At 55.7% G+C, this 24,587-nt stretch carries 24 protein-coding genes; 10 read left to right on the top strand and 14 right to left on the bottom strand.

The genetic code is table 11. The annotated features are described in order from the left end of the window. Positions 1 to 171: 171 nt before the first annotated feature. The 6 genes from ACVBEJ_RS07960 (at position 172) to ACVBEJ_RS07935 (ending at position 7,608) form a co-directional block, all read left to right on the top strand. A complete protein-coding gene (locus ACVBEJ_RS07960) occupies positions 172 to 1,779 on the top strand; it encodes a carboxyl transferase domain-containing protein (protein ID WP_447129089.1) in 1,608 nt (535 codons plus the stop codon). 226 nt (positions 1,780 to 2,005) lie between these two features. Then, entirely contained in the window at positions 2,006 to 2,794 is a 789-nt protein-coding gene (locus tag ACVBEJ_RS07955) for an enoyl-CoA hydratase/isomerase family protein (protein WP_447129088.1), read from the top strand. 183 nt (positions 2,795 to 2,977) lie between these two features. Next, positions 2,978 to 4,978 carry an acetyl-CoA carboxylase biotin carboxylase subunit gene (locus ACVBEJ_RS07950; protein WP_447129087.1) on the top strand — a complete coding sequence of 667 codons (2,001 nt, stop codon included), beginning with the start codon at positions 2,978 to 2,980 and terminating at the stop codon, positions 4,976 to 4,978. A 45-nt stretch (positions 4,979 to 5,023) separates the two neighbouring features. Next, positions 5,024 to 5,965 (top strand): hydroxymethylglutaryl-CoA lyase, encoded by a 942-nt coding sequence (locus ACVBEJ_RS07945; RefSeq protein ID WP_447129086.1) that lies wholly within the window; start codon positions 5,024 to 5,026, stop codon positions 5,963 to 5,965. Positions 5,966 to 6,121: 156 nt separating this feature from the next. Continuing rightward, a complete protein-coding gene (locus tag ACVBEJ_RS07940) occupies positions 6,122 to 6,823 on the top strand; it encodes a CoA transferase subunit A (RefSeq protein WP_447129085.1) in 702 nt (233 codons plus the stop codon). 128 nt (positions 6,824 to 6,951) lie between these two features. Beyond that, entirely contained in the window at positions 6,952 to 7,608 is a 657-nt protein-coding gene (locus ACVBEJ_RS07935) for a CoA transferase subunit B (RefSeq protein ID WP_447129084.1), read from the top strand. Positions 7,609 to 7,891: 283 nt separating this feature from the next. Here the strand turns inward: ACVBEJ_RS07935 and ACVBEJ_RS07930 are convergent, their stop codons facing one another. Next, the gene (locus tag ACVBEJ_RS07930) at positions 7,892 to 10,741 is read right to left on the bottom strand and encodes an insulinase family protein (RefSeq protein WP_447129083.1); all 2,850 of its coding nucleotides are present in this window, start codon (positions 10,739 to 10,741) and stop codon (positions 7,892 to 7,894) included. 374 nt (positions 10,742 to 11,115) lie between these two features. Then, positions 11,116 to 11,862, bottom strand: coding sequence for a glycosyltransferase (locus tag ACVBEJ_RS07925; protein WP_447129082.1), 747 nt, complete (start codon positions 11,860 to 11,862; stop codon positions 11,116 to 11,118). Between the two features lie 120 nt (positions 11,863 to 11,982). On the opposite strand from ACVBEJ_RS07925, the gene ACVBEJ_RS07920 reads away from it, so the two are divergent. After that, on the top strand, positions 11,983 to 13,404 hold the full coding sequence (locus tag ACVBEJ_RS07920) for an alanine dehydrogenase (protein ID WP_447129081.1): 1,422 nt from the start codon (positions 11,983 to 11,985) through the stop codon (positions 13,402 to 13,404). A 115-nt stretch (positions 13,405 to 13,519) separates the two neighbouring features. On the opposite strand, the gene ACVBEJ_RS07915 is transcribed toward ACVBEJ_RS07920, so the two are convergent. The 10 genes from ACVBEJ_RS07915 to ACVBEJ_RS07870 form a co-directional block, all read right to left on the bottom strand. Further along, positions 13,520 to 15,262 carry a DEAD/DEAH box helicase gene (locus ACVBEJ_RS07915; RefSeq protein ID WP_447129080.1) on the bottom strand — a complete coding sequence of 581 codons (1,743 nt, stop codon included), beginning with the start codon at positions 15,260 to 15,262 and terminating at the stop codon, positions 13,520 to 13,522. A 145-nt stretch (positions 15,263 to 15,407) separates the two neighbouring features. Next, complete coding sequence (locus ACVBEJ_RS07910; RefSeq protein WP_447129079.1) at positions 15,408 to 15,866, bottom strand: YaiI/YqxD family protein; 459 nt, start codon at positions 15,864 to 15,866, stop codon at positions 15,408 to 15,410. Beyond that, on the bottom strand, positions 15,859 to 16,365 hold the full coding sequence (locus tag ACVBEJ_RS07905; RefSeq protein WP_447129078.1) for a DUF3859 domain-containing protein: 507 nt from the start codon (positions 16,363 to 16,365) through the stop codon (positions 15,859 to 15,861). Before ACVBEJ_RS07905 ends, ACVBEJ_RS07910 begins: the two co-directional genes overlap by 8 nt. Positions 16,366 to 16,492: 127 nt before the next feature. Continuing rightward, positions 16,493 to 17,089, bottom strand: a complete 597-nt coding sequence (locus tag ACVBEJ_RS07900) for a redoxin domain-containing protein (RefSeq protein WP_447129077.1) — start codon at positions 17,087 to 17,089, stop codon at positions 16,493 to 16,495. A 2-nt stretch (positions 17,090 to 17,091) separates the two neighbouring features. Next, positions 17,092 to 17,919 (bottom strand): protein-disulfide reductase DsbD domain-containing protein, encoded by an 828-nt coding sequence (locus ACVBEJ_RS07895; RefSeq protein ID WP_447129076.1) that lies wholly within the window; start codon positions 17,917 to 17,919, stop codon positions 17,092 to 17,094. A gap of 174 nt (positions 17,920 to 18,093) precedes the next feature. Further along, positions 18,094 to 18,693 carry a DNA endonuclease SmrA gene (gene smrA / locus ACVBEJ_RS07890; RefSeq protein ID WP_447129075.1) on the bottom strand — a complete coding sequence of 200 codons (600 nt, stop codon included), beginning with the start codon at positions 18,691 to 18,693 and terminating at the stop codon, positions 18,094 to 18,096. 4 nt (positions 18,694 to 18,697) lie between these two features. Beyond that, positions 18,698 to 19,216 (bottom strand): hypothetical protein, encoded by a 519-nt coding sequence (locus tag ACVBEJ_RS07885; RefSeq protein ID WP_447129074.1) that lies wholly within the window; start codon positions 19,214 to 19,216, stop codon positions 18,698 to 18,700. A 41-nt stretch (positions 19,217 to 19,257) separates the two neighbouring features. Further along, positions 19,258 to 19,644: an arsenate reductase ArsC gene (locus tag ACVBEJ_RS07880; RefSeq protein ID WP_447129073.1), complete on the bottom strand. Its 387-nt coding sequence runs from the start codon at positions 19,642 to 19,644 to the stop codon at positions 19,258 to 19,260. Between the two features lie 68 nt (positions 19,645 to 19,712). Then, positions 19,713 to 20,246: a diacylglycerol kinase gene (locus ACVBEJ_RS07875; protein ID WP_447129072.1), complete on the bottom strand. Its 534-nt coding sequence runs from the start codon at positions 20,244 to 20,246 to the stop codon at positions 19,713 to 19,715. Between the two features lie 152 nt (positions 20,247 to 20,398). Next, positions 20,399 to 21,088 carry a M15 family metallopeptidase gene (locus tag ACVBEJ_RS07870; RefSeq protein ID WP_447129071.1) on the bottom strand — a complete coding sequence of 230 codons (690 nt, stop codon included), beginning with the start codon at positions 21,086 to 21,088 and terminating at the stop codon, positions 20,399 to 20,401. 72 nt (positions 21,089 to 21,160) lie between these two features. Here ACVBEJ_RS07870 and ACVBEJ_RS07865 point away from each other — a divergent pair, with 72 nt between their 5' ends. From ACVBEJ_RS07865 to yacG, 3 genes are all read left to right on the top strand, one after another. Further along, entirely contained in the window at positions 21,161 to 21,994 is an 834-nt protein-coding gene (locus ACVBEJ_RS07865) for a mechanosensitive ion channel family protein (RefSeq protein ID WP_447129070.1), read from the top strand. 104 nt (positions 21,995 to 22,098) lie between these two features. Next, entirely contained in the window at positions 22,099 to 22,713 is a 615-nt protein-coding gene (coaE, locus tag ACVBEJ_RS07860; protein ID WP_447129069.1) for a dephospho-CoA kinase, read from the top strand. Beyond that, a complete protein-coding gene (yacG, locus tag ACVBEJ_RS07855) occupies positions 22,710 to 22,901 on the top strand; it encodes a DNA gyrase inhibitor YacG (RefSeq protein ID WP_447129068.1) in 192 nt (63 codons plus the stop codon). Before coaE ends, yacG begins: the two co-directional genes overlap by 4 nt. Before the next feature lie 18 nt (positions 22,902 to 22,919). Here the strand turns inward: yacG and mutT are convergent, their stop codons facing one another. Then, positions 22,920 to 23,324 (bottom strand): 8-oxo-dGTP diphosphatase MutT, encoded by a 405-nt coding sequence (gene mutT / locus ACVBEJ_RS07850; protein WP_447129067.1) that lies wholly within the window; start codon positions 23,322 to 23,324, stop codon positions 22,920 to 22,922. Between the two features lie 13 nt (positions 23,325 to 23,337). Next, a complete protein-coding gene (gene argJ / locus ACVBEJ_RS07845) occupies positions 23,338 to 24,552 on the bottom strand; it encodes a bifunctional glutamate N-acetyltransferase/amino-acid acetyltransferase ArgJ (protein ID WP_447129066.1) in 1,215 nt (404 codons plus the stop codon). Positions 24,553 to 24,587 lie beyond the last annotated feature (35 nt).

Below are 24,587 nucleotides of genomic sequence, written 5' to 3'. Positions count from 1 at the left end.
CGTCTGACGTCGCACGCTAAAGGCACCTTCGATCCAGAACGGAGCTCAATCCGACAGAAAGGTGGCCACTGGCAAGTACTTGACGGGCTAAAGCCTGACCTACAGAGTGCTTGGTTTTAGCGTGCGACGTGCGACGTCAGACGTGCGACCCGAACCAACGGAGTGCGCACTTTGGCCACTATAAAAACCAAGATCAATACTCGTTCCACCGACTTCGCCGCCAACGCCGAAGCCATGCAACAGCAGGTTGACGACTTGCACAACAAGCTGGCGCAAATCAAATTGGGCGGTGGCGAGAAGTACCGGGACAAGCACATCGCCCGTGGCAAGCTGCTGCCCCGGGACCGCATCAACGCCCTGCTGGACCCCGGCTCGCCGTTTCTGGAACTGTCGCAACTGGCCGCCTGGGATGTGTACGAAGATTATGTGCCAGCGGCGGGCATTATCACCGGTATCGGCCGGGTGCAGGGCCAGGAATGCATTATCGTCGCCAACGACGCCACCGTAAAAGGCGGTTCCTATTATCCGCTCACCGTCAAAAAGCACCTGCGCGCCCAGGCCATTGCCGAACAGAACAATCTGCCTTGCATCTACCTGGTGGACTCCGGCGGTGCCAACCTGCCCCGCCAGGACGAGGTATTCCCGGACCGGGAACACTTTGGCCGTATCTTTTTTAACCAGGCCAATCTGTCCGCCAACAATATCCCGCAAATTGCCTCAGTAATGGGCTCCTGTACCGCCGGTGGCGCTTATGTGCCGGCAATGGCGGACGAATCCATTATCGTCAAACAGCAGGGCACTATCTTCCTGGGCGGGCCGCCACTGGTCAAAGCCGCCACCGGCGAAGTGGTTTCTGCCGAAGATTTGGGCGGTGCCGATGTGCACTGCCGCACCTCCGGGGTAGCAGACCACTACGCGCAAAACGATCACCACGCCCTGCAGCTGGCGCGCCGGGCAGTGTCGCGACTCAACCGCAGCAAACCGGCGCAACTGGATATCGCCGAACCCAAAGCTCCGCTCTACGATCCGCAGGAAATCTACGGTGTTATCCCGCAAGATTCCCGCCAGCAATACGATGTGCGCGAAGTGATCGCCCGGGTGGTAGACGGCTCCGAACTTGACGAATTTAAAGCCCTGTACGGCACCACCCTGGTATGCGGGTTTGCCCGCATTCACGGCTACCCGGTGGGCATCGTAGCCAATAACGGCATTTTGTTTGGCGAATCCGCCGAGAAAGGTGCGCATTTTGTGGAGCTGTGCGCCCAGCGCAAAATCCCGCTGGTGTTTCTGCAAAACATCACCGGCTTTATGGTGGGCCAGCAATACGAAGCGGGCGGCATTGCCAAACACGGCGCCAAAATGGTGACCGCCGTGGCCTGCGCCCAGGTGCCAAAATTTACCGTATTGATCGGCGGCTCCTTCGGCGCGGGCAACTACGGCATGTGTGGCCGCGCCTACGATCCGCGCTTCCTGTTTATGTGGCCCAATTCCCGCATCTCGGTCATGGGCGGCCCCCAGGCCGCCGGCGTGCTGGCACAGGTAAAACGGGACCAGAAAGAAGCCCGTGGCGAAGACTGGAGCGAGGAATCAGAAGCACAATTCAAGCAACCCATCATCGACGACTACGAGCATCAGGGGCACCCCTACTACGCCTCCGCCCGCCTGTGGGACGACGGCGTCATTGACCCGGCGGAAACGCGCACTGTGCTGGGGCTGGCGATTTCGGCGGCGTTGAATAAGGAAATTGGTGAGACGAAGTTTGGTGTTTTTCGGATGTGATGTTTGGTCGCACGTCGCACGTCGCACGTCGCACGTCGCACGTCGCACGTCGCACGTCGCACGTCGCACGCTAAAATCAAGCACCCTGTAGAGAACAAATGCCAAACAGAAACATTATGCAAATAATTACCGAAAGCTATTGCTCGCTACGATGCAAAAAGAATGGCGCCTTTAGCGTGCGACGTCAGACGTGCGGCGTGCGACCAATACCAACGGAGTGCAAACCATGAATACGGTAGAACTAAAGCTGGAGCGCCAGGTAGCAACAGTTACTCTCAACAACCCCGCCAAACACAACGCCTTCGACGACACCATGATCGCCGAGCTGGACGGTTTGTTCGCGCAGCTGGCGCAGCGGGACGATGTACGGGTGGTGGTACTGGCCGCCGAGGGGCGCAGTTTTTCCGCCGGCGCTGACCTGGGCTGGATGCAACGCATGGCCGGTTACAACTACCAGCAAAACAAGCTGGATGCTCAGGCTCTGGCGGAGATGTTGCGAAAACTCAACAACCTGCCGCAGCCCACCATTGCCCGGGTACAGGGCGCCGCCTTTGGCGGTGCCGTGGGTTTGGTCAGCTGCTGCGATATGGCCATTGCCGCCAGCCGCGCCAGCTTTTGTTTAAGCGAAGTAAAAATTGGCCTGCTCCCGGCCACCATTTCCCCCTACGTGATCGACGCCATCGGCTCGCGAGCCGCGCGGCGTCTGTTCACCACGGCGGAGCGCTTTAGCGCCAAAAGCGCTCGGCGTTTGGGTCTGGTGAGCAAAGTGGTGGATGAAGAAGACCTGGAAACCTCACTGCATCAAATGATCGACAGTATTCTGGCCAACAGTCCGCAAGCAGTTCGCGCCGCCAAGCAGTTGGTGTTTGATGTGGCGGGCAAACCATTGACGCCGGAATTGATCGAACACACCTGCGAGCAGATTGCCAGCATTCGGGTGTCGGAAGAAGGGCAGGAAGGATTGCGGGCGTTTTTGGAGAAACGGACTCCGGGGTGGCAGGCGGTTTCAGAGTAATATTTTGGGTTTGCCTGGTCGCACGTCGCACGCTAAAACCAGGCACGCTGCTTGTCATCCTGAGCGCAGCGAAGGATCTTGTGCTTCGAATTAGAGATTCTTCGCTGCGCTCAGAATGACAGCTACAGGGGTTTTAGCGTGCGACGTCAAATTTAAGAACTCAACAGCGAGTTAATTAGCACCATGTTCAAAAAAATACTCATCGCCAACCGCGGCGAAATCGCTTGCCGGGTTATCAAAACCGCTCGCTTGATGGGCATTAAAACCGTTGCCGTCTACTCCGATGCCGACCGCCATGCCCTGCATGTAACCATGGCAGATGAAGCGGTACATATTGGCCCGTCAGCACCGAGGGAATCTTATTTGCGCGGTGATAAAGTGATCGAAGCGGCCCTGAAAACCGGCGCCCAGGCCATCCATCCCGGCTACGGTTTTCTGTCGGAAAACGCCGAATTCTGCCAACGCTGCGCCGACAACCAACTGGTTTTTATCGGCCCGCCCATTGGTGCCATCGAAGCCATGGGTTCCAAATCCGCCGCCAAAACCATTATGGAAAACGCCCAGGTACCGCTGGTGCCAGGCTACCACGGTGACGACCAGAACCCGGAAATCCTCCGCAAAACCTCAGACGACATGGGCTACCCGGTACTGCTGAAAGCCGCCGCTGGCGGTGGCGGCAAAGGCATGCGCCAGGTATGGAGTGGCGACGAGTTTGACGAGGCACTGGCCGCCGCCAAACGGGAATCCATAAATGCCTTTGGCGACGACAAAATGCTGGTGGAAAAATACCTCACCCAGCCTCGCCATGTGGAACTGCAAGTGTTTTGCGACAGCCACGGCAACGGGGTGTACCTGTTTGAGCGGGATTGTTCCGTCCAACGCCGCCACCAAAAAGTGATTGAAGAAGCCCCCGCCCCCGGCATGACCGACAAGCTGCGCGCCGAAATGGGCGAAGCCGCCGTGCGCGCTGCCCAGGCCATTAACTACCAGGGCGCAGGCACGGTGGAATTTCTGCTGGATGAAGACGGTGCGTTCTACTTTATGGAAATGAATACCCGTTTGCAGGTAGAGCACCCGGTCACTGAAAAAATTACCGGCCAGGACCTGGTGGAATGGCAACTGCGGGTGGCTGCGGGGGAAACGCTACCACTACAACAAGATGAACTGCGCATCAACGGCCACGCTTTTGAAGCGCGCATTTATGCGGAAGACCCGGACAACGATTTTCTGCCGGTCACTGGCACCCTGAATTATCTGCGACCGCCCCCTGAGAGCGAGCATGTGCGTGTAGATACCGGCGTACTGCAAGGGGATGACGTCAGCGTTTTCTACGACCCCATGATCGCCAAGCTGATTGTCTGGGATGAAAACCGCGACCGCGCCCTCAACCGCTTAACCGCTGCGCTGGCGGAATACCACATCAGCGGCATGACCACCAATACGGAATTTCTCTACAACCTGGCCAGCTGCCAGCCGTTTCGCGATGCGGAACTGGATACCGGATTTATCGAAAAACACAAGCAATTGATTTTTCATGGCGGTACGGATGATACCAACAAGCACCTGCCCCTGGCGGCGCTCTATCTGGTACTCAAGCAAGAGCAGCAGGCAGAGTGTACATTCCACCGCAACAGCGACCCCTATTCACCGTGGAATACAGCCAGTGCCTGGCGTCTGAATGAAACCCATTGCCACAGGTTAACCGTTGAATTGAACGGCCAGACACACCCGGTGAGCGTGGAAAATGGCAAAGGCGGCCACTACCAGATACGCTGTGGAAATACCGCTGTTTTGGCCAGCGGCGAACTGAACGGCAACGAGCTCTACGCCGATATCGACGGCGAGCGCCAGCGCATTGCCGCCAGCGAGCACAACGGTCAGCACACCCTGTTTACCACCGGGCAAGCGCTGCAGGTTTCGCTGCTACAAGCGGATATGGGTGATGCGGACAGCAACCCCGCCGCAAGCGGATTAACCGCCCCCATGAACGGCACCATCGTTACCCTGCTGGCGGAAATCGGCACCGAAGTGGAGGCAGACACACCACTGCTGGTGATGGAAGCCATGAAAATGGAACACACCATTCGCGCGCCGGCGGCTGGCAAAGTGACGGAGTTTTATTTTTCGCCGGGTGATCTTGTCGATGGTGGCAGTGAACTCGTTGCTTTTGAAGTACTTGGTTAGTGGTCGCACGTCAGACGTGCGACCTCTCAAACAGAGCAAACGAACATGACACACCTAACAACCAATTTACGCAGCTCCGAACTCCCAAAGCGGGTAAAAATCGTCGAAGTCGGCCCCCGCGATGGCCTGCAAAACGAAAAGCAACCCATCGATGCCGCCACCAAAATTGAGCTGATTGATCGCCTCTCCGAAGCCGGGCTCAGTTATATCGAAGCCGGCGCCTTTGTGAACCCCAAATGGGTGCCGCAAATGGCGGGCAGTGAGGAGGTGTTTCAGGGGTTTAAACGCAAACAAGGCGTTACTTACGCTGCTTTAGCACCGAACATGAAAGGCTTTGAGCGGGCATTGGAGGTGAACGCCAGCGAAGTGGCGATTTTTGCCGCCGCCTCCGAAACCTTTAGCCAGAAAAACATCAACTGCTCCATCGCCGACAGCCTGGAGCGCTTCCAGCCGATGATGGCCGCGGCCAAACAAAAAGGCCTGCCGGTGCGCGGTTATGTATCCTGCGTGGTGGGCTGCCCTTACGAGGGAGACGTGGCTGCGGAAAAGGTGCGCGAAGTGTCAACCGCTCTTTACAGCATGGGCTGCTACGAAGTCTCCCTGGGTGATACCACTGGCGTGGGCACCCCCGCTAAAATTCAGCAGGTTATTGCAGCCTGCACCCGGGATGTGCCCGTAGAAAAGCTCGCTGTGCACCTGCACGACACCTATGGCCAGGCCATTGCCAATATCTACGCAGCCCTGCAAATGGGCGTCAGTGTGGTAGACAGTTCCGTGGCTGGCTTGGGTGGCTGCCCCTACGCCAAAGGCGCTTCCGGCAATGTGGCCACTGAGGATGTGGTGTATTTACTGGATGGGCTGGGCATTGAGCACAGTATTGATTTGGGCAAATTGATCGACGCCGGTAATTTTATTACTGGCAAATTGAATCGTGAAAATGGTTCCAAAGTAGCGCAGGCGAAGACAGCGGCCTGTAACAACAAGTAACTAGGCGTCATCCTGAGCGCAGCGAAGACAAGTTGGCAGGAAAGCCAATTTGGGCGTCGAAGACGGCTCGTAGAGCCGAGCACCAAGGATGGTGCGAGTCAATCTCATCTTCGCCCCTTCGCTGCGCTCAGGATGACAAAAACAACAGGAGCACTCATGTCAGGTTTTGACAAAGTCGTCACCAGTTACGCCGAAGCGATGGCTGGCCTTGAAGACAATATGACCATTATCGCCGGTGGTTTTGGCCTCTGCGGTATTCCCGAAGGGCTGATCGCTCAGATCAAAAAAATGGGCACCACCGGCTTGACCGTGGTTTCCAACAACGCCGGTGTGGACGGTTTTGGTCTGGGCATTTTGCTGGAAGACCGCCAAATCAAAAAAATGATTTCCTCTTACGTGGGCGAGAACGCACTGTTTGAAAAACAACTGTTGTCCGGCGAACTGGAAGTGGAGCTGACGCCACAGGGTACATTGGCGGAAAAAATGCGCGCTGGCGGCGCGGGCATCCCCGCCTTTTTTACCCGCACCGGCTACGGCACCCCCGTTGGTGAAGGCAAAGAAGTGCGCGAGTACAACGGCCACCCGCACATTCTGGAAGAGTCCATCACCGGCGAATTCGCCATTGTCAAAGGCTGGAAAGCCGACCGCTATGGCAACGTGGTATACCGCCACACCGCCCAGAATTTTAATCCCATGGCCGCTACCGCCGGTAACATTACAGTTGTGGAAGTGGAAGAAATTGTAGAGCCCGGCGAGCTGGACCCGACACAAATTCACACACCGGGGATTTATGTAAACCGGGTTATTCAGGGCACATTCGAGAAGCGTATTGAACAGAGAACTGTGCGCAAGGCATAAAATTCCGTCATTGCGAGGGAGCGCAGCGACCGCGGCAATCTCATCCAGTATGGCAGTAACCTGACCGAGATTGCCACGGCTTTCGGCCTCGCAATGACGCAAACCAATGATTTTTAGAGGGCAAAAACATGGCACTCTCTCGCGAACAACTGGCCATGCGAGTGGCACAAGAATTACAGGACGGTTACTACGTCAATCTGGGCATCGGCATTCCCACCCTGGTTGCCAACTACGTGCCGGACGGCATGGAAGTGATGTTGCAATCGGAAAACGGCCTGCTGGGGATGGGGCCGTTCCCCACGGAAGAAACTGTGGATGCGGATATGATCAACGCCGGCAAGCAAACGGTGACTGCGGTAACCGGCGCCTCCATTTTCTCCTCCGCCGAATCCTTTGCCATGATTCGCGGCGGCCACGTGGACCTGACGGTGCTGGGTGCATTCGAGGTAGATGTAGAAGGCAATATCGCCAGCTGGATGATTCCCGGCAAACTGATAAAAGGCATGGGCGGAGCCATGGATCTGGTGGCTGGGGCCGACAATATTATTGTCACCATGACCCACGCAGACAAACACGGCAATTCAAAGCTGCTGCCCAAATGTACTCTGCCTTTGACCGGTGCTGGCTGTATTAAAAAGGTGGTTACCGACCTGGCCTATATGGAAATTGAAGGCGGCAAATTTCACCTGAAAGAACGTGCACCGGGAATATCTGTCGAGGAGATCGTTGCCAAAACTGCCGGTGAATTGGTGGTGCCGGACGATGTGCCGGAGATGAGGTTTTAACAAAAAGCAACGGGGCAATTTCCTGATAACGTCGAGGCATTCTGGAGGTCGCCGCAGTCGCTTCGCCCCTTCGCGATGACGAGAGCAGAAACAAAAAAGCCCCTCTGCCAAATGAGTGGCAGCGAAACTTAAAAAATTGTCATCGCGAGCGTAGCGCGGCGATCCAGTGACTTTGCTTTAAATCGGAGTATTAAAGACGCTGGATTGCCACGCTACGCTCGCAATGACGGCTTGGGTGGTTATCACGGACGGCAGTGTGCGAAAGCGAAGATGACAATATCGCTTAACTGCGCTCAATCACCTCTTTGCCTTCGCGGAATGCCTTGGCACTTTCCACAGTGGCTTTTACACCGCCTTTGGCACCCGGTGAGATCACGGTAACGCCGTGGGGGTTTTCCATAACTATCTGGTTAAAGGCATCCTGCACATCTTTGATGGTGATTTTCTTCAGGGCTGCGATGGATTTTTTGCGGTAATCGAATTCCGTGTGGCCCTCGCGCAAGTCGCGCCAGAAACGGCTTACTCTCTCACCCACATTCTGCGGTGGTTGTTGCAATTGCGCCACCATCGCCTGTTTCAGCGACATCAAATCATCGTCACCCATGGCGTTGAGTTTTTGCTGAAATTCCGGCAGGAATTTATCCGTCGCCGTTTCCACTTCCGCAGCGCTGGCGGTGGGGGACTGGACCATAAATGTCAGCCCCGGAGTGCGCTCACTGCGCTTGGCTCGCGCGCCCACAATATAGCCCAGCTGCTGTTCGGTACGCAGGCTGTCAAAGTAGGGCTGATGTGCCAAGCGGCTCAACAGGCTTATTATCAAGCGCTCTTCCAGGCTGCTGTTGCGGCCCTGGTAGTAACGCAGCACAGCGGCATCGGCATGAGCCAGGTTGGAGCGATACACACCCAGAGTTTTTGTGGGGTTCAGTTTCAACACTCGCTGACCGCGGGGAACCCGTTTGTCAGTGGGCTGCAAATCCAGTTGTGACTGGATATCCCCAACAAACTTCCTGGCCTGTTGTTCGGTGATATTGCCCGAGGCCATCAGGGTCATCTGGCCCTCGCCAAACAACCACTTGGGTGCATTCAGAACCTTGTCTAGGTCGATGCTTTCGACCATCTTGCGCACGTCTTCAATCGGGTAGCTGTCTGCATCCAGCAATTCATCCAGATCACGGCCCACACCTTGAGTGGGTTCCACCTTGTCGTAGTTGGCAAAGTAGCGGCTGATAATTTCCATCATGCGGCTGAATTGACCGTCGCTAAAGGTGGGTTTCAGCACCTGGGCCAACACCTGGTCCGCCAGCTCTGGCAGTTTGTCAGAGTAGCCGCTAAAGGTGACTCCCTGAGCACTGACGTCGTAACTCATACCGGCATTGCTGGCATCAGAACTGAGCTTTTCCAGTTGTTCATTCATCAAACCAAAGTAGATTTGCGAGACCAGATCTTCTTCCAGGCTGGGGCGCTGCGGGCGATCAATGGCCAATTGCACGGTGGCCCGGGGAATGCCGTCTTCAATATTCGGGTAGTACCAGGCGTCTACACCGTTGGTGTCGTCCAGCTTGACCGGTTGCTCGGCGGTTTTCACATCAACCAGATCGAGGTTTTCCGGAATCAGGAGGTTGGCTTGTGCCAGCGTCAGGTCGCTGTATTGGGATACGCTCCAGGCTTTTACCCGCTCGGCACCGGGTTGATAGGTACGGTAATCGGCACCGTAGAATTCGGTTTCCTTCTCGGGCACCACAGTCGACGATATCAGCTGCACCACCATGTTGTCCGGGCGCAGGCTGTCCAGCACATCGTTGATCCGCTTGCTGTCAAAGCGTTTGAAACTGGCGCGAATCAAATCCCGGGGCAGGGTATCCTGCAGGGCGTTGGCAAAATTAATCACTTCCTGTGTACCCAGGGAGCGATTTTCCGAAAACCTGAAGCCCAACTCCCGCAGATTTTTCAGTTCATTGTAGCGCCACTCTTTGACACCTTCTTTCTTCACCAAAGCAATCTGGTCAAACGTGGCGGCAATAATTTCGTCCTGGTGAGCCACACCCTGCTCCGTGAGCACAATGTAAATCAAAAAGGTATCGGCATTGTTGTAATCCATACCCCCCTGCGCGCTAAAACCCAGAATCCAGCCTTTGTCTTTCAGGCGATCGCTCAGATTGTTATCGCTTTTGGAACTCAGCATGGCGGCCACAAACCCGGTGGGGTTTTCCAGTGCGTAGTCTTTTTGCTGGGCAATAGGGAAAGTCAGGGCCAGTATGTGGGAATCCTGAACCGGCTTGATTTCAATTATCTTGGGCAATTCACCAGCGGTGAACAGAGATGGAAATTCAGTGTCCGGCACATTGTCCACTCTGGGGATAGCGGAAAATTTTTCCCGAACCAGTGCTTCCAGGGTATCCAGGGATTCGTTGCTCGCCAGGGCCAGAGTCATCAGGTGAGAGCTGTAGTAGGTGTTGTAAAAATCGATCAGCTCATCCCGGGCCGAACGCTCTGGCTTGTCGGACAGGGTATCCAGATTACCGGCATTAAATTTGTAAGCCGGGTGCGCCGGATTGATGGTATTTTCAAACACTTCAATATTGCGAATACCGTCATTTTCAATGCGGGTGTAGTACTCGGAATGCACCGCATTTTTTTCCCGGTCAACGTATTTTTTGGTAAACAGCGGGCTGATAAAGAACTGGGAGAAACGATCCAGTGCACCATCAAAAGCACTGTTGTCTACAGAGAAATGGTAGTTGGTAATTTCATAGGCGGTGTAGGCGTTATGGGAGCCACCGTGGGCCTTGAGATACTCGCTGTAGTCCGCAGAATCCGGGTATTTTTCCGTACCCAGGAACAGCATATGCTCCAGAAAGTGCGCCAGGCCATCCCAACCTTCCGGGTCCTGGAAGGAGCCGATGTTCACATTCAGGGACGCCACTGACTTCACCGCATTGCCATCGGAAATCAAAAGGGCACGAAGACCGTTGTCCAGTTCAATATAGCGGTATTCTTTGCTATCCAGGGGAAAGCTCTGAACCACGTTGGGGTCCGCTTCCACCGCTGTAGTCTGTGGCTCCGCGCTTTTTTCCACTGGGGAGCAGCCCACCAGAGCCGCCAGCAAAATCACTGCAAACCATTGAATTTTCATACCCTCTCCCGGCATTTGAGAATTATGTTAAGGGCACCTCTAAAATGCACTGTTTTTAGAGGTGCCCTTGAGAAAATTAACCGGCGAATTATATCGTCGAAACAGGGAAATAACAGTTAAGTTTTGCTAAACGATAGAACGAAAAGCATCCAAAAAATGGCTGGATGTACTACAGCGTCAACCAATTTTTACTGAGATTAGGATAAGTGTTACCTGAATCCGTGATTTCAGAGTGAGTGTAGAGTGCAAGATATTGGTTTCACAGTGGAATTGAAAAATCTTAGCTTCACCCATCGGTTAAGTGGGCATTTTTCAAACCGCTGTGGAATCAAGAGCTTGTGCTATGCGCCGCTCTGAAGTCACGGCTTCAGGTATTAATGCCAATAATCAGCGACCCAGGCGGCGGGGCGCAAGCGGCGATACCAGCGGTCGCCCTGACCAGCGATGGCCTCTACGGGGTTCGGTGCCCCGTAAAAAACAATGATGCGACCGGAATCCGGCTTGGTTGATGGGTAAAACCAGCGCTTGAGGCGGTTTTTGGGCAAACAATCCCGGCGATAACTCAGGCACCATTCCCGGGGCCAGAAGTTCAGCTTGCCTTGCTCGCGAACGTATTCAGTCAGGTAAGATTGTTCATTAAAGTGCTGTTCGACGATCCGCTCCCGGTTGTTGCAGAACTCATCCAGCACTCCCGCCATGGCCCCGGCCGTAAAGCGGTACACAGAGGAATTGCCATTGTCGCGCCCCTCGCCCCAGTCGCGAATGATGTGGAAGTCCCCCGGCGGTTCAAAAAAGCAGTCAATGTTGTCGACGATAACAATATCCAGGTCGAGAAACAGGCAGGTACCTTCAATATCGTAGAGGGGCGCTGAAAATGTCAGCAGTTTTTTCCAGGCCTGAACCCGCTTCCTGCCACCGCAATCCTCAATATTGACGTTCACTTCGGGAATGGCAAAACACTCCACCTGCTCGCTAATGCCGGTAGTATCATCGGTCAGGCAGACAAATCGAAACGGCAAACTGAGGTGGCGAGACACCATGGAGTAGAGGCGGTTAACGTACACCGCATCGTATTTGGTACCCCATTTCATGCAGAGAATGTTGACCGGGCTGGCAGACATAGTGGCGATTAGCCTGTTGTTGTAATCCCGCTATAATACTGGTTTGGCTCTTTGATAGAAAGCCGCTTGCCTGCCAGCGACTTTCCCGATACCTTGCCGCATTTAACTGCGGACAGCGTCATGCACTTACCCTACCCTGCCTATTCCTCTGTCGCCCTCGCCAGAGAGAACGAATCCCCGGAAAACCCCGGCGCCCTGGAGAAGCGCGTTGCCCTGTGCCCGGCGGACGTGGGCAAACTGGTGGCCGCAGGTATTGACTGCTATGTGGAGTGCGGCGCTGGTGAAGGCATTGGCTTTAGCGACCAGGAATACCAACAACAAGGCGCCACCCTGCAAAGCGGCGAGCAAATCTACCGCGACAAAGACATGATCATCAAATTCAAGGGCCCCAGCCTGGACGCCATCACCCGGATGCGCCCCGGCTGCACCCTGTTCTGCATGGCCCACTTTCACTCCTACCCGGACCGGGCAAAGCTATTGGCAGAGCACCGCATCAACGTGATCGCCATGGAAGAAATTCTGGAATCCCCCAAGCATCAGGAAGACGAGGAAATTCTCGCCCGCACCGCCATGAACGCCGCCATATCGCCCTTTGTGGAGAGTGGCGACATTGCCCGGCTGGATGTGCGTATTATCCAGTGGACACCACAACTGGCAGGCACCATTCGCCGGGGCAGCAACCGCAACCCCGGCAGCATGAAAGTGGTGCAGCCGGATTGCCCCTTTGAACAACTGGACGTATCCGGCCCCAACAGCCTGTATGTGTTCGACAGCCGCAGCTTTGACAACGCCATTGATAACAACAATGGCCTGCTGGAAAAACTGCGTGCCAGCGGTACCCACCTGCAGGATGTGGCCGCCTTCGAAAGCGACCACGGCGCCCAGGCCATCGCCAACTACCGCCAATCCCACCCGCCGCTGGAGTTCGGCATGCGCCGCATCCAGTGCCTGCACGAAACCGGCATGGCCGGGGCACGCTACGGATTAAAGCTGCTGCGGGAAAACAAACCGCAACTGAACATAAAAGACGCCAAAGCGGTGGTATTGGGCTACGGCAATGTGGGCCAGGGGGCGATTCACGAAATCTACGACCAGGGGGTGAGGAATATCGCCATTCTTGGCCGCGAGCACACCCGCAAGGAAAATATCGAACCCTGGATCCAGGACGCGGATTTAATCGTCAACGGCGCAGAACAGGCCCCGGAACTGCGCGGGGTGAATTACCTGATCAGCAACGACCACCTGGAACGGGTTATTCCAAATAACTCGGTGGTTATCGACCTGGTGGGCGGCAGCGAAACCAACCGCAGCCCAGTGGAAGCAGTACTGGCCTGCACCTTCCTCACCGACCCGCACTTCGAACGCCACGGCGTTACTGTCTCGTCCCTGTGGGGTTGGCCCATGATGGGCATGATGCGAGAAAGCGCCCTGCGCTACTCCGGGCAGATAATCGACGTACTGCTGGGGCGGGAGCGGTTGGTTGATGGTTTGGAAACACTGACGCCAGGGGTTGAGCGGGCGTTGGTGTGTGGGAAGTTTTAGCTGTGGGCAGCGAGCTGGCTACGAGCAGTCAGGTCGTTTGCTGTCACTCTGAGCGCAGCGAAGACAGTAGAGATTGACTTGCTCGATCTCCCCGCAGCCCGGGGCCAGCAGCTTTTTAACTTGTCGGCTTTCTTTTCTTGGGCCCCTTTTTACCCTGGCCACCTTTGGGTTTGCCACCCTTCCCCGGCGGTGGCGCATCGGTCCACTGGCGGATTTTGATGGGCTTTTGGCGGATGCGGGCTTTTTGCAGTTCCCGTAACAGCTCTTTGGGCATGCCCGCTGGCAAGTCCACCACGGTAAATACGTCGTACAGCTGAATGCGGCCAATGTATTGACTGTCTATTTCCGCTTCGTTGGCGATGCAGCCCACTACGTCTTTGGGCATCACTCCGTCTTTGCGGCCCACCGCCAGGCGGTAGCGCACCATTTCCACATCCGGGTGCTCCGCCAGGGGCTCTGCCTCGACTCCGGGCAATTCCGGGCGGCGGCGATCTTTGGGGTCACGCGGGCGGGTGTCCGGTTCGGAAAATTTGGGGAACAACGGCCGCTCCTTTTGTGCCTGATAAGCCAGTGAAGCGGCAATCTCGGTCATGGACAGTTCGCTGCCATTGGCAAACTCCTGCAACAGCTCCACATAAGGTTCCAGTTGTTCCGCCTCGATGGTGTCGCGAATGCGATTTTTGAACTGGGCGACACGCTGCTCGCTGACTTCCTGGCCACTGGGCAGGCGCAGCTCCGACAACTTCTGCCGGGTGGCCCGCTCAATACTCTGCAACATGCGGCACTCCCTGGGCGCCACAAACAGAATGGCCACGCCATCGCGACCGGCGCGCCCGGTGCGGCCAATGCGGTGCACGTAGGCTTCGGTGTCGTAGGGAATGTCGTAGTTGAATACGTGGCTGATGCGCTCCACATCCAGCCCGCGGGCCGCCACATCGGTGGCCACCACAATATCCAGCTGGCCTTTTTTCAGGCGGTTGATAGTGCGTTCGCGCAATTGCTGACTGAGGTCGCCATTGAGCGCACCGGCAGCGTAACCTCGGGCTTCCAGCTTTTCTGCCAGATCCACGGTGGCCTGCTTGGTGCGCACAAAGACGATCATGCCATCGAAGTGCTCCACTTCCAGTATGCGGGTAAAGGCGTCCAGCTTCTGGTTGTTGTGCACCACCAGGTAGCGCTGTTCAATGCGCTCCACGGTGGTGGTTTTGGCGGCAATTTTTACCTCCTGGGCGTCTCCCAGGTATTTGCCGACAATATTGCGTATGGCTCCCGGCATGGTGGCGGAGAACAGTGCTCGCTGGGCATCGTCCGGGGTGTGGGAGAGAATTTCATCCACGTCATCGATAAAGCCCATGCGCAGCATTTCATCCGCTTCGTCCAGCACCACCGCCTTGAGTTGCGACAGGTTCAAACTGCGACGGCGCAGGTGGTCCATAATCCGCCCCGGCGTGCCCACCACTACCTGCACACCGCGCTTCAGGGCGCGCAACTGGCCGCCCATATCCTGACCGCCGTAGATGGGCAACACCTGAAAGCCTTTGCTATACCGGGCATAGCTTTTGAACGCTTCTGCCACCTGAATGGCCAATTCCCGGGTGGGGGCGAGCACCAATACCTGCGGCACCTTCAGTTGCGGGTCAATGCGATTGAGCAGCGGCAAGGCAAAGGCGGCGGTTTTGCCAGTGCCTGTTTGAGCAGTTCCCAGCAGGTTGGCGCCGTCGAGCAAAATCGGAATGCTCTGCGCCTGGATGGGCGACGGTTGTTCGTAACCCACATCCCGCAGGGCTTTTAGGGTGGTGTCGGCGAGGCCGAAGTCGGCAAACAACGGCGCCTGCTGGGGCTGGGAATCGGAGGGCATGGCAATAGTGCTCGTGGATGCCGGCCAGGAGCCGACAGAAAAAGGGCGCGCAGTATACATGAAAAACTGGTTTCGGGTTTCGGGTTTCGACACCTCGCTCGATCTGCCCGCAACACGAAACCCGTAACCCGTAACCCGCAACTAGCTACCGCTTGGCAAGATACCGATCCAGCACATTGGCAAACTGCTGCCGGTGGCGCTGGTCCAGTTTTGAGGGGCCGCCGCTGGCTTCGCCGATGGTGCGCATTTCTTCCATAAAGTTGCGCATCGCCAGGCGCTGGCGAATATTGGCTTTGGTGTAGTGTTCGCCACGGGGGTTTACCGCTTCCACGCCGTTTTCCACCACTTGCGCAGCCAGGGGAATATCCCCGGTAACCACCAGGTCGCCGGGCCGGGCTTGCTGGGCAATCAGGTTGTCTGCCACATCAAAGCCCTGGGGCACTTGAATGGCTTTGATCCAGGCAGTAGCGGGTACGGCGAGTGAGTGATTGGCCACTAACGTCAGGGGCACTTTGGTGCGCTGGGAAGCGCGAAACAGAATTTCCTTGATGACTTTTGGGCAGGCGTCGGCGTCTACCCAGATTTCCGGCTGGCGCTCAGTCATCAAATTGCACGGGGGTGATGCGCGGAGTCAGGTCTTCCTCCTCCACCGACACATCGAATTTGCTGCGTACCAACAGACGGCTGCCTGAGAATATGAACAGCTCCCAAACGCCAGGCACCACTTCGTAGCGTTCGGTAAATTCAAAGGCGGCCACATGGGAATCGCTGTCCGGGCTGAGTTCGATCACTTCTTCGTATTTGTCGTGGCGGGTGCCGTCTGGCTCTACCACCCCTGGGGTCAGGTACAGATAGGTCACCTGGCTGCCTTTTTTCTTGCCGCTCACCCGGTAGCGAATACCGAATTTTGAACCGAGTTGGGCGGGTACATGGCTGGTCTGGCGAATCTGCTCCCGGCCCCGGCTAACCAGGCGCTCGCCTTCTTCCAGGTTGACCTGGGCGCGTTCAAAAACACCGCTGTTGTAACTCTCCAGGCGCAATTCCGCCAATGCGGTGGAGGCAAACCCCGTCAATAACAGGGCGGTCAGCAAGTAGCGAGACATGGCAATTCTCTCCAGTTGGTCAGGCTGGCAAGGATATTTCAGAAAGATGTCAATTATATTACGGAGGATGAGAGATGAAAGGCGGGAGACCCTGGGCAGCCCGCTCGGGCCACCCAGAATAACAACATCAGTATTTAACGGAGCAACCGTAGGGGCGGGTTGTGGTGTAAGACGCGGCTTTGCCAGCCATCACTTGCGGCACCACCACGTCCACGTAGTTGATGGCGTTTTTGATGGCGGCGGGGTCAGGAGATGGATCACTGTCGATAGCGCCCATGTATTGCAGCACACCTTGCTTGTCCACAACGTACATGTGAGGCGTGGTTTTGGCGGCGTATTGTTTACCCACGGTACCGTCGGAATCCATCAACAGATGGCTGCGGTGTACCTGTTGCTGTTCACCAATACTGGCTGCCTGTTCTGCGGTCACATAGCCCTGCTTGCCCGGCGCAGACGACACGATACTCAGCCACACCACACCGTTGTCGGTGTGTTTTTTCTGCAAGGCCTGCATATTGCCGCTGCCGTAATGTTTTACCACATAGGGGCACTGGTGGTTGGTCCACTCCAGCACCACGGTTTTGCCGCGATAGTCTGACAGGCTCACGGTTTCACCGCTCTGGTTGACCAGTTCAAAATCAGGGGCCGGGCTGCCCACTTTGGGGGCCGCCGCTGCCAGCACAGGCAGACTGAACGCCAATGCCGCCAAAAACAGTTTTTTCATCGTTACTCTCCTTTGGGTAGGTAAGGGGCTGTTACTTGGTAAATAGCTTCTTGGTCGAATGCAATAACAAACTCGAAGCTGGAGGGAGGCTGGGAAAAATAATCACTGATGGCAAAGCTGGCCACCAGGCGTTTGCCCTGTTTTTGCAACTCGGGCAGTTGGCTGTAACTCACCAGGTCTTGAGTGATGGGAAAGATGACCGGCGCGTTTTGGTAACCGGCCATATCTTTATAAAGCTCCAACACCAGGCGATCACCTTCTATGGAATAGTTGGCTGAGCTGGCGGGAAATGACTGGGGCAATAACTGGCGGGCGTCGGTGAATGCCTGGGCAACGGCGCTTTTCTGGCTGCTGTTGGCAACGGGCAAAGTCATCTGCAAATTGGCTTTGCCGGGTATGCAGACTTCTTCACACACCAGCCACCTGATTTTGGCGGCTATGGACAGGTCACGGCCAGGCGGCACATCCGGGGCAACGGTAACCGGCACCATCAGCAGCACATCGTGGTAGCCATAGTTCATCAGGTGAGCAACGGGAATACGTTCCGGGGCGGGCCATTGTACGTTGCCCACGCTGATACCCGGTGGCAACTGCCAGTCTATTCGCGGAGCCTGGCCGGAATCGCCGGGGTTTTGCCAGTAAACGTGCCAGTGGTCGGCGGGTTTGAACTGCACTCCCAGCCACTGGGTAGTGCCCGGTTGCAGAGCGTTGTGCTCACTCACCAGGCTAACGGCGATGTTATCGTCAGTGTAAGTTTGCGAGCTGGCCTCAACCACAGCAAGGAGCTGTACAGCCAACAGAAGTGATGCAGACAACAGAATACGCTTCACAGCAGGTCACCAAATACCAAAGCAGGCGCAGACAATGTGATTTTCCCGCTATGGGTGCATCTGATTTTACGTAGTTTTACATGAATGGGTTGCGGGAAATAATAGATTCACCCGTCATTCCCGAAATACGAAACGCGCATCTCGAAACACACCTATCCACTCACGGCCCGCTGCTCAAGTAATTCCCTTGCGACTGGTCTGGTGGCGCTCCCGATTTTCGTCTTTTTTGGCACTGCTTTTACGCAGCATGATGTAGGTGGCCCCGCTGCCGCCGTGAAAAGGCTGGGCGGTATGGAAGGCGAGCACTGGGTTCAGCTCCCGCAGCCAGTGATTGACACAACTTTTCAGCAACGCCGGCTTGTGGCGCAGTTCACCTTTGCCGTGGGTAATAACCGCACTGCGCACATCGGCCTCCACACAGTCGCGCACAAATTCAAACAACGCACGCCGGGCCTGTTCCACGGTGTGATGGTGCAGGTCGAGGCGCGCTTGCAGGGGGTATTTGCCCAGGCGCAGGTTTTTAAATACGCCGTGTTGCACGCCATCCCGTTTATAACTGAGCAGGTCGTGAGGCTCTATCAAGGTGATTTGTTCTTCAGAGGCCAACTGATTGCGTTCCAGCAATACTTCTTTCTGGGCATCGGCGCGGCGCTGTGCGGTGCCGGGCTGGGTGCGCGGCTTTACTCGCTGATTGTGGGTAGGCTCACGTTTTACCGGAGTAATGTCGCCCATCTGGTGAGAGACCAGATCGTGAAAGGAATATTCTTCAGACATGGCCTTATTCTGAAGCGGGAGAGGGCTCCAGATCAATATGTGATGTATCCACTTCTACCGGTGGCTGCTCGCGGCGTTCGTTGGCAGCCAGTACATCGCTGCCCGCAGGGGCCACGGAAATATCCGCCACGTTCAGGTCCACAACCGGCTGCCTGGGACGCTCTTCCGGGCGCAACAGGTTGGCGCCCACCGGGAACAGCGTCCAGGGTTCGTCGCTGATATCGTCTTCCGCTGGCTGCTTGCCATCTTGAGTGGTTTTTACCTTGGCAGTCGCACCGCCCTGGCGTACCTGCACCACAGCACCGGCTCGCTCCATGGCCTGCTGATAGCGATTGGCGGATTGTTCATCCAGATTGCGGCGAATCACCACCGGGCGGCCACTGAACAGCTTGGCCAGCTGTGCGTCGTCGGCTTTAAACAGTTCCCGCAGGTTTTCCCTCACCTCAACCATGGTATTACCGGGGACGATGTCCCCACGGAAGACAATTTCTAATAATGAAGAGTCGAGAGATGAGTCAGACACAATACGCCCCTTTAGTTGTTGTTATAGCGGGGAATATTACATCAAAGAGAGGCGATCAGGTCGATTACGCGGTTCTCAATTTCGTCCCTGACCTGACGAAATTGTTCCAGAGGCAGATGTTTGGGGTCTGGCAATGGCCAATCCTGACGCTGGTGGGCACTGATCCCGGAGCAGCGGTCTCCGCAGCCCATGGTGACAACAGCATCAAATTCCAGATCGTTAACCGCTTCCAGACCCTCAGAACGATGCTCATGGAGAGGATAATCCCGCTCCGCCATCACCTCAATAGCCCTTGGATTTACCTGTCCGGAAGGGTTGGAACCGGCGCTGTATACCGCCAGATTAGCGGGTTTGTGGATATGGCCAAAGGCTTCCGCCATCTGGCTGCGGCAACTGTTTTCCACACAGACAAAGAGGATTTTTTTCACAGGGGCTCCAGGTGGTTAATTGATGAATTATTGACCGGAATAACAGCAGATGGTTTCAAAACTGCGCGTCAGCCCCAAAATCTCAACCACACCACACTGCCCCACACCACCGTAAACAGCAGCAATGTCATAAATACCGCCGCCGAACCGAAGTCTTTGGCGTGTTTGGCAAACTCGTCATTGTGAGTGCCAATGCGGTCTACCGCTGCTTCGATGGCGGAGTTGAACAGTTCGGCAATCAGGATCAGCAGCAACGAGGCAAACATCAGCAGAAATTGCACCAGGCTTTGAGACAGCCAATAGGCCAGCGGCAACAGCGCCAGGCCGAGTAACACTTCGGTACGAAATGCTTCTTCATTTTTAAAGCAGGCACGCAGCCCTTGCAGAGAGTAGCGGGTGGCACCCAGTACCCGGCGGCGAAACCAACCGGTGCGATCCAGTTTTTCCAACGCCTGCTGCATGGCTTCACGGGCGGCATCGGTGCGCTCATTCACCGCCTGGCGAGCGGCATCGGCCCGTTCAGTCATGGCCTGTTTAGCGGCATCTGCACGCTCTGTCATGGCTTGTCTGGCGGCATCTGCGCGATCTTTAAAGTCAGGCATTAGTAGATCTTCAATATAATTTTGTCGAGTTTACTGGCGCAGTGCCCACAGGCCTTTTCAGACACGCTGTGAATACATCCTTGTACGCTCGGTGGCCGCTATCCCTGCGGCCAACGGTCTGAAAAGGCCTGTGAACACTGCACCCGGCAAAGTTAGCCTGCAGCACTATTAGTATTTGCACCCAATTGAATAAAGCGGTCAAACAATTCGTCCATATTATCCAGAACTGTCTGCTTGAGTGCCATCTCCGTCTCTGCAAGTACCACAACCAGTGCTTGCGGGGTCAGGCATTCGGCAAACTGACCGGCAACGGGGCGGTAGCTCAGGTGCCAGGGTTCTGGCGCAATACCACCCCGATCCTGCGCATAGGGGCGAAAAAAGCCGCTGTCGAACTGTTGATTCAACCAATCAGCAAGGCGGCCAAAAGGCCCCTTATCACTGTATTCTTCCGGAATCAGTTGCAACTGATAATCCGCAGCTACCGCCGCCCGATCCCACACATCCATATCCGTACCCCAGTGGTGGCGCGACGCCCCGGGCAATGCGCTCCAGCGCATAATGGCATGCACCTGTTGCAACGGCGATAGGGCCGCCATATCCAAAGGCTGACCATCGCTGTCCAGCACCGGGCGCTGGCCACTGGCCTTGGCATTCCAGATGGCCAACTGGCGCTCGAAGGAGCGAAAGCCGCTGGCAATCTGCACATCCATACCCAGTTCAGCCGCGCGCAGCTGCAATTGCGCAAACGCCGGTGCCACTTGAGAGTGCAGCTGTGCACCGTTGTAACTGACCAGATGATCTTGTATTTGCCCGGTCAGCTGACGATGATTGATAGATGCCATGGCGTTGATTCAACCTGTGCAGTTTGCTGCTATTCTACCCATTAACCGGATTAAACACCCACAGGATTCACCATGGATCAACTTTCCCTGGACAACGAATTGCAGCTGTTACAAAACTTTTATCAGATTGTGGTGGAGTTTTTTGCCAACTACAGCTTTCAGCTGGTTGGCGCCATTCTGATTTTCCTGATCGGCCTGTTTGTGGCTGGCAAGGTTTCCAAAGGGCTGAATAACTTTTGCCTGCGCAAAGAGCTGGACCCCACCCTGTCCAACTTTATTGCCAGCATTGTCAAAATTATTATCCTCGCCGGGGTTATGGTGATCTGCCTGAACAAACTGGGGGTAGAAATCACCCCGTTTGTGGCGGCCATAGGCGCTATTTCACTGGGTGTGGGACTGGCCGTCCAGGGGTTGCTGTCCAATTACAGTGCCGGCCTCAGCATTATTGTTACCCGCCTGTTTGTAGTGGGTGACACCATCAGTGTTCAAGGCGTGACCGGGGTGGTGAAGGAGGTGCGCCTGGCCTATACCCTGCTCAGCGACGAAGATGATGTGCAAATACTGATTCCCAACCGCCATATCGTCGGCGAAATTCTGCACAATTCAAAACACGAAAAACTGGTGGAAGCCACCGTTGGCGTGGCCTACGACTCCGATATGAAGAAGGTCAAACAACTGCTGCGCGGCGTACTGGACAAACACCAACTGTGCGACAACCGTGAACCCCAAATCGGCATCGATGAATTTGCCGACAGCAGCGTGAATTTCAGCCTGCGATACTGGGTGCCCACCGAGCAATACCATCAGCTGCGCATGGCAGTAAACGACGATATATTTGCCGAATTACAGCGCGCCAATGTACAGATACCCTTCCCACAAAGAGAGGTGAAACTCCTCGAGAGATAAAGCACTTAACCCCGGCACACTCAACTTGTCACAAGCCCGCCTTTTTGTCTGGCAATGACGGCGATATACTGTGCCCTTCCAGCGAACAAACAGAGAATGTCACCATGTACGTAGTTGGTCTTACCGGGGGTATCGGCAGCGGCAAAAATGCCGCCTCTCATTATTTTCAGGATTGTGATATCGAGATTGTCGACGCGGACATCGCCGCGCGCCGGGTGGTGGAACCCCACACCGACGCCTATATGGAGATTATCGAACACTTTGGTACCGGTGTGTTGTTGCCCAGCAACGACCTTAACCGCAGCGCCTTGCGCGCCCTGGTGTTTGCCGACCCGGAAAAGCGCCAATGGCTGGAAGATTTGTTGCACCCTCTGATATATCAGTGGATGGATCAGCGCCTGCGCACAGTGCGGAGCCCTTATGTGATTCTCGCCTCGCCACTGCTGCTGGACACAGAACAACACAAACTGGTTGATCGCATTCTGGTGATAGACGCCAGCGAAGAACTGCAAATCGAACGCGCCTGTGCCCGGGACGCCACTTCAGAAGCACAAATTCGCGCTATTATGGCCAGCCAAATGCCCAGGGAAAAGCGCCTGGAGCGGGCCGACGATGTGATCTGCAACAGCGGCTCACTGGAAAAACTGGAGCAGCAAGTTAAAGACATACACCAACAATACCTGCAACTGGCCGCAGCCGCAGTCGAGCAACCAGCATGAGCAACACCACCGAATTAAACTGCCCCACCTGCCAAAAACTGATTCAGTGGAACGACCAGTACCCACACCGGCCTTTTTGCTCCACCCGCTGCAAGCAAATTGATTTTGGCGACTGGGCCAATGAAGCCCACAGTATCCCTGGGGAGCCTGTTATGGATGAGGAATTATTGGATCAGACCCAGCATTGATGGTGGATGCCGAGATGCCTACAGATTTTCAATCAAGTGGTTCACTAAAGCCTGATTTGCTTCCGGAAATGGATAATCCCCAAGTTCGCCGGGTTTAACCCATTTCACCGGCTGGCCTTCGGCGCCGTGAGGCTCGCCATCAAAGTCTGTCACATCCCAAAATTCCAGATGAATCTGCTTGTCTGGATAGTCGTGATGGGTTTCCACCAGCCGTTGGCAGGCGGTGGTTTGGATGCCCAGCTCCTCCTGCAGTTCACGCAGCAAAGCCTGCCGAGGAGTTTCGCCTTCATCGACTTTGCCGCCGGGGAATTCCCACAGCCCACCTTTGTGAACATTGTCCGGGCGCTTGGCGATAAAGATTTCGCCGGGGCGCCCGCAGCAGTCACCATGGATAACAGCGGCAACAACGTGGATTCTTCTCAACAGACGGCCTCTTTCATGTGCGATATTCGGCGTTGATTTTCACGTAGTCGTGAGACAAGTCCGTGGTCCAGACTGTCTCGCTGCAATTGCCGCGCCCCAGGTTGATGTGAATATCAATTTCCTCCTGATCCATCACCGCCTGTCCATCTTCCTCACGGTAATCAGAAGCACGGCCGCCCTGCTCAGTGAGCAGTACATCGCCGAGATGAATAATCACATTATTTACATCCAGATTATCGACACCGGCCCGGCCAACAGCCGCCAGGATACGACCCCAGTTCGGGTCGGAGGCAAACAGCGCGGTTTTTACCAGTGGTGATTCCGCCACTGTGAAGGCCACATCCAGTGCCTCCTGCCGGTTGGCGGCTCCATCCACAGCCACTGTCACAAATTTGCTGGCACCTTCACCATCGCGAACAATGGCTTGCGCCAGCTCCACCGCCACTTGCCGTAAAACGTCAACAAAAGCGGCATAGCCAGAGGAATTTTCAGTAATGGCAACAGCGGATTTTCCGGTGGCGACAAGGACCACTGAATCGTTGGTGGAGGTGTCGCCATCCACGCTAATGCGATTGAACGAGCAATCGCAGCACTCCATGACAAGCTGTTGCAGTAACGGCTGATCAATCTGCGCATCGGTGGCGATATAACCCAGCATGGTCGCCATGTTGGGCTTGATCATGCCGGAACCCTTGGAAATACCCGTAACGGTGACAATTTTGCCGCCAATTTCCACCTGGCGGCTGGCACCTTTGGGGCGAGTGTCGGTGGTGAGTATGCCTTCACCGGCATCTTTCCAGCCCTGTTCATCCAGGGCCGCGAACGCATCGGGTATTGCTGCAATAATTTTATCGGCGGGTAACGGCTCGCCAATCACACCGGTAGAAAACGGCAGCACCTCAGAAGCGGGAACCCCGGCAGTATCAGCAAGTGCTTCACACACTTTATTGGCAGCCAGCAACCCTTGTTCACCGGTGCCGGCATTGGCATTTCCGGTGTTGGTAATCAGGTAGTGCGGGGCTGTTTCCGTCAGGTGCGCTTTGGCAATTTGCACCGGCGCGGCGCAAAAGGCGTTTTTGGTAAACACTCCAGCCACGGTGCTGCCGGGAGCCACTTCCATTACCACCAGGTCTTTGCGGCCAGGGACTTTAATGCCAGCGGAGGTGGTACCCAGCTTAAAGCCGGGTACCGGATACATGGTGGGAAAGGTGGGTTTGCCTACGGGCATTTCTTTACGTTCTCTTTATTCTGTAGGGCGGATTA

This window comes from Porticoccus sp. GXU_MW_L64 (assembly GCF_052983295.1).
The sequence above is the reverse complement of the archived record's forward strand: the minus strand, read 5'-3'. Positions and strand labels throughout refer to the sequence as shown.

Coding starts and splice junctions, on each gene's coding strand:
- ACVBEJ_RS07955 (WP_447129088.1), top strand. CDS start 2,006: ATGAATACGGTAGAACTAAAGCTGGAGCGCCAGGTAGCAACAGTTACT.
- ACVBEJ_RS07950 (WP_447129087.1), top strand. CDS start 2,978: ATGTTCAAAAAAATACTCATCGCCAACCGCGGCGAAATCGCTTGCCGG.
- ACVBEJ_RS07945 (WP_447129086.1), top strand. CDS start 5,024: ATGACACACCTAACAACCAATTTACGCAGCTCCGAACTCCCAAAGCGG.
- ACVBEJ_RS07940 (WP_447129085.1), top strand. CDS start 6,122: ATGTCAGGTTTTGACAAAGTCGTCACCAGTTACGCCGAAGCGATGGCT.
- ACVBEJ_RS07935 (WP_447129084.1), top strand. CDS start 6,952: ATGGCACTCTCTCGCGAACAACTGGCCATGCGAGTGGCACAAGAATTA.
- ACVBEJ_RS07930 (WP_447129083.1), bottom strand. CDS start 10,741: ATGAAAATTCAATGGTTTGCAGTGATTTTGCTGGCGGCTCTGGTGGGC.
- ACVBEJ_RS07925 (WP_447129082.1), bottom strand. CDS start 11,862: ATGTCTGCCAGCCCGGTCAACATTCTCTGCATGAAATGGGGTACCAAA.
- ACVBEJ_RS07920 (WP_447129081.1), top strand. CDS start 11,983: ATGCACTTACCCTACCCTGCCTATTCCTCTGTCGCCCTCGCCAGAGAG.
- ACVBEJ_RS07915 (WP_447129080.1), bottom strand. CDS start 15,262: ATGCCCTCCGATTCCCAGCCCCAGCAGGCGCCGTTGTTTGCCGACTTC.
- ACVBEJ_RS07910 (WP_447129079.1), bottom strand. CDS start 15,866: ATGACTGAGCGCCAGCCGGAAATCTGGGTAGACGCCGACGCCTGCCCA.
- ACVBEJ_RS07905 (WP_447129078.1), bottom strand. CDS start 16,365: ATGTCTCGCTACTTGCTGACCGCCCTGTTATTGACGGGGTTTGCCTCC.
- ACVBEJ_RS07900 (WP_447129077.1), bottom strand. CDS start 17,089: ATGAAAAAACTGTTTTTGGCGGCATTGGCGTTCAGTCTGCCTGTGCTG.
- smrA (WP_447129075.1), bottom strand. CDS start 18,693: ATGTCTGAAGAATATTCCTTTCACGATCTGGTCTCTCACCAGATGGGC.
- ACVBEJ_RS07875 (WP_447129072.1), bottom strand. CDS start 20,246: ATGCCTGACTTTAAAGATCGCGCAGATGCCGCCAGACAAGCCATGACA.
- ACVBEJ_RS07870 (WP_447129071.1), bottom strand. CDS start 21,088: ATGGCATCTATCAATCATCGTCAGCTGACCGGGCAAATACAAGATCAT.
- ACVBEJ_RS07865 (WP_447129070.1), top strand. CDS start 21,161: ATGGATCAACTTTCCCTGGACAACGAATTGCAGCTGTTACAAAACTTT.
- coaE (WP_447129069.1), top strand. CDS start 22,099: ATGTACGTAGTTGGTCTTACCGGGGGTATCGGCAGCGGCAAAAATGCC.
- yacG (WP_447129068.1), top strand. CDS start 22,710: ATGAGCAACACCACCGAATTAAACTGCCCCACCTGCCAAAAACTGATT.
- argJ (WP_447129066.1), bottom strand. CDS start 24,552: ATGCCCGTAGGCAAACCCACCTTTCCCACCATGTATCCGGTACCCGGC.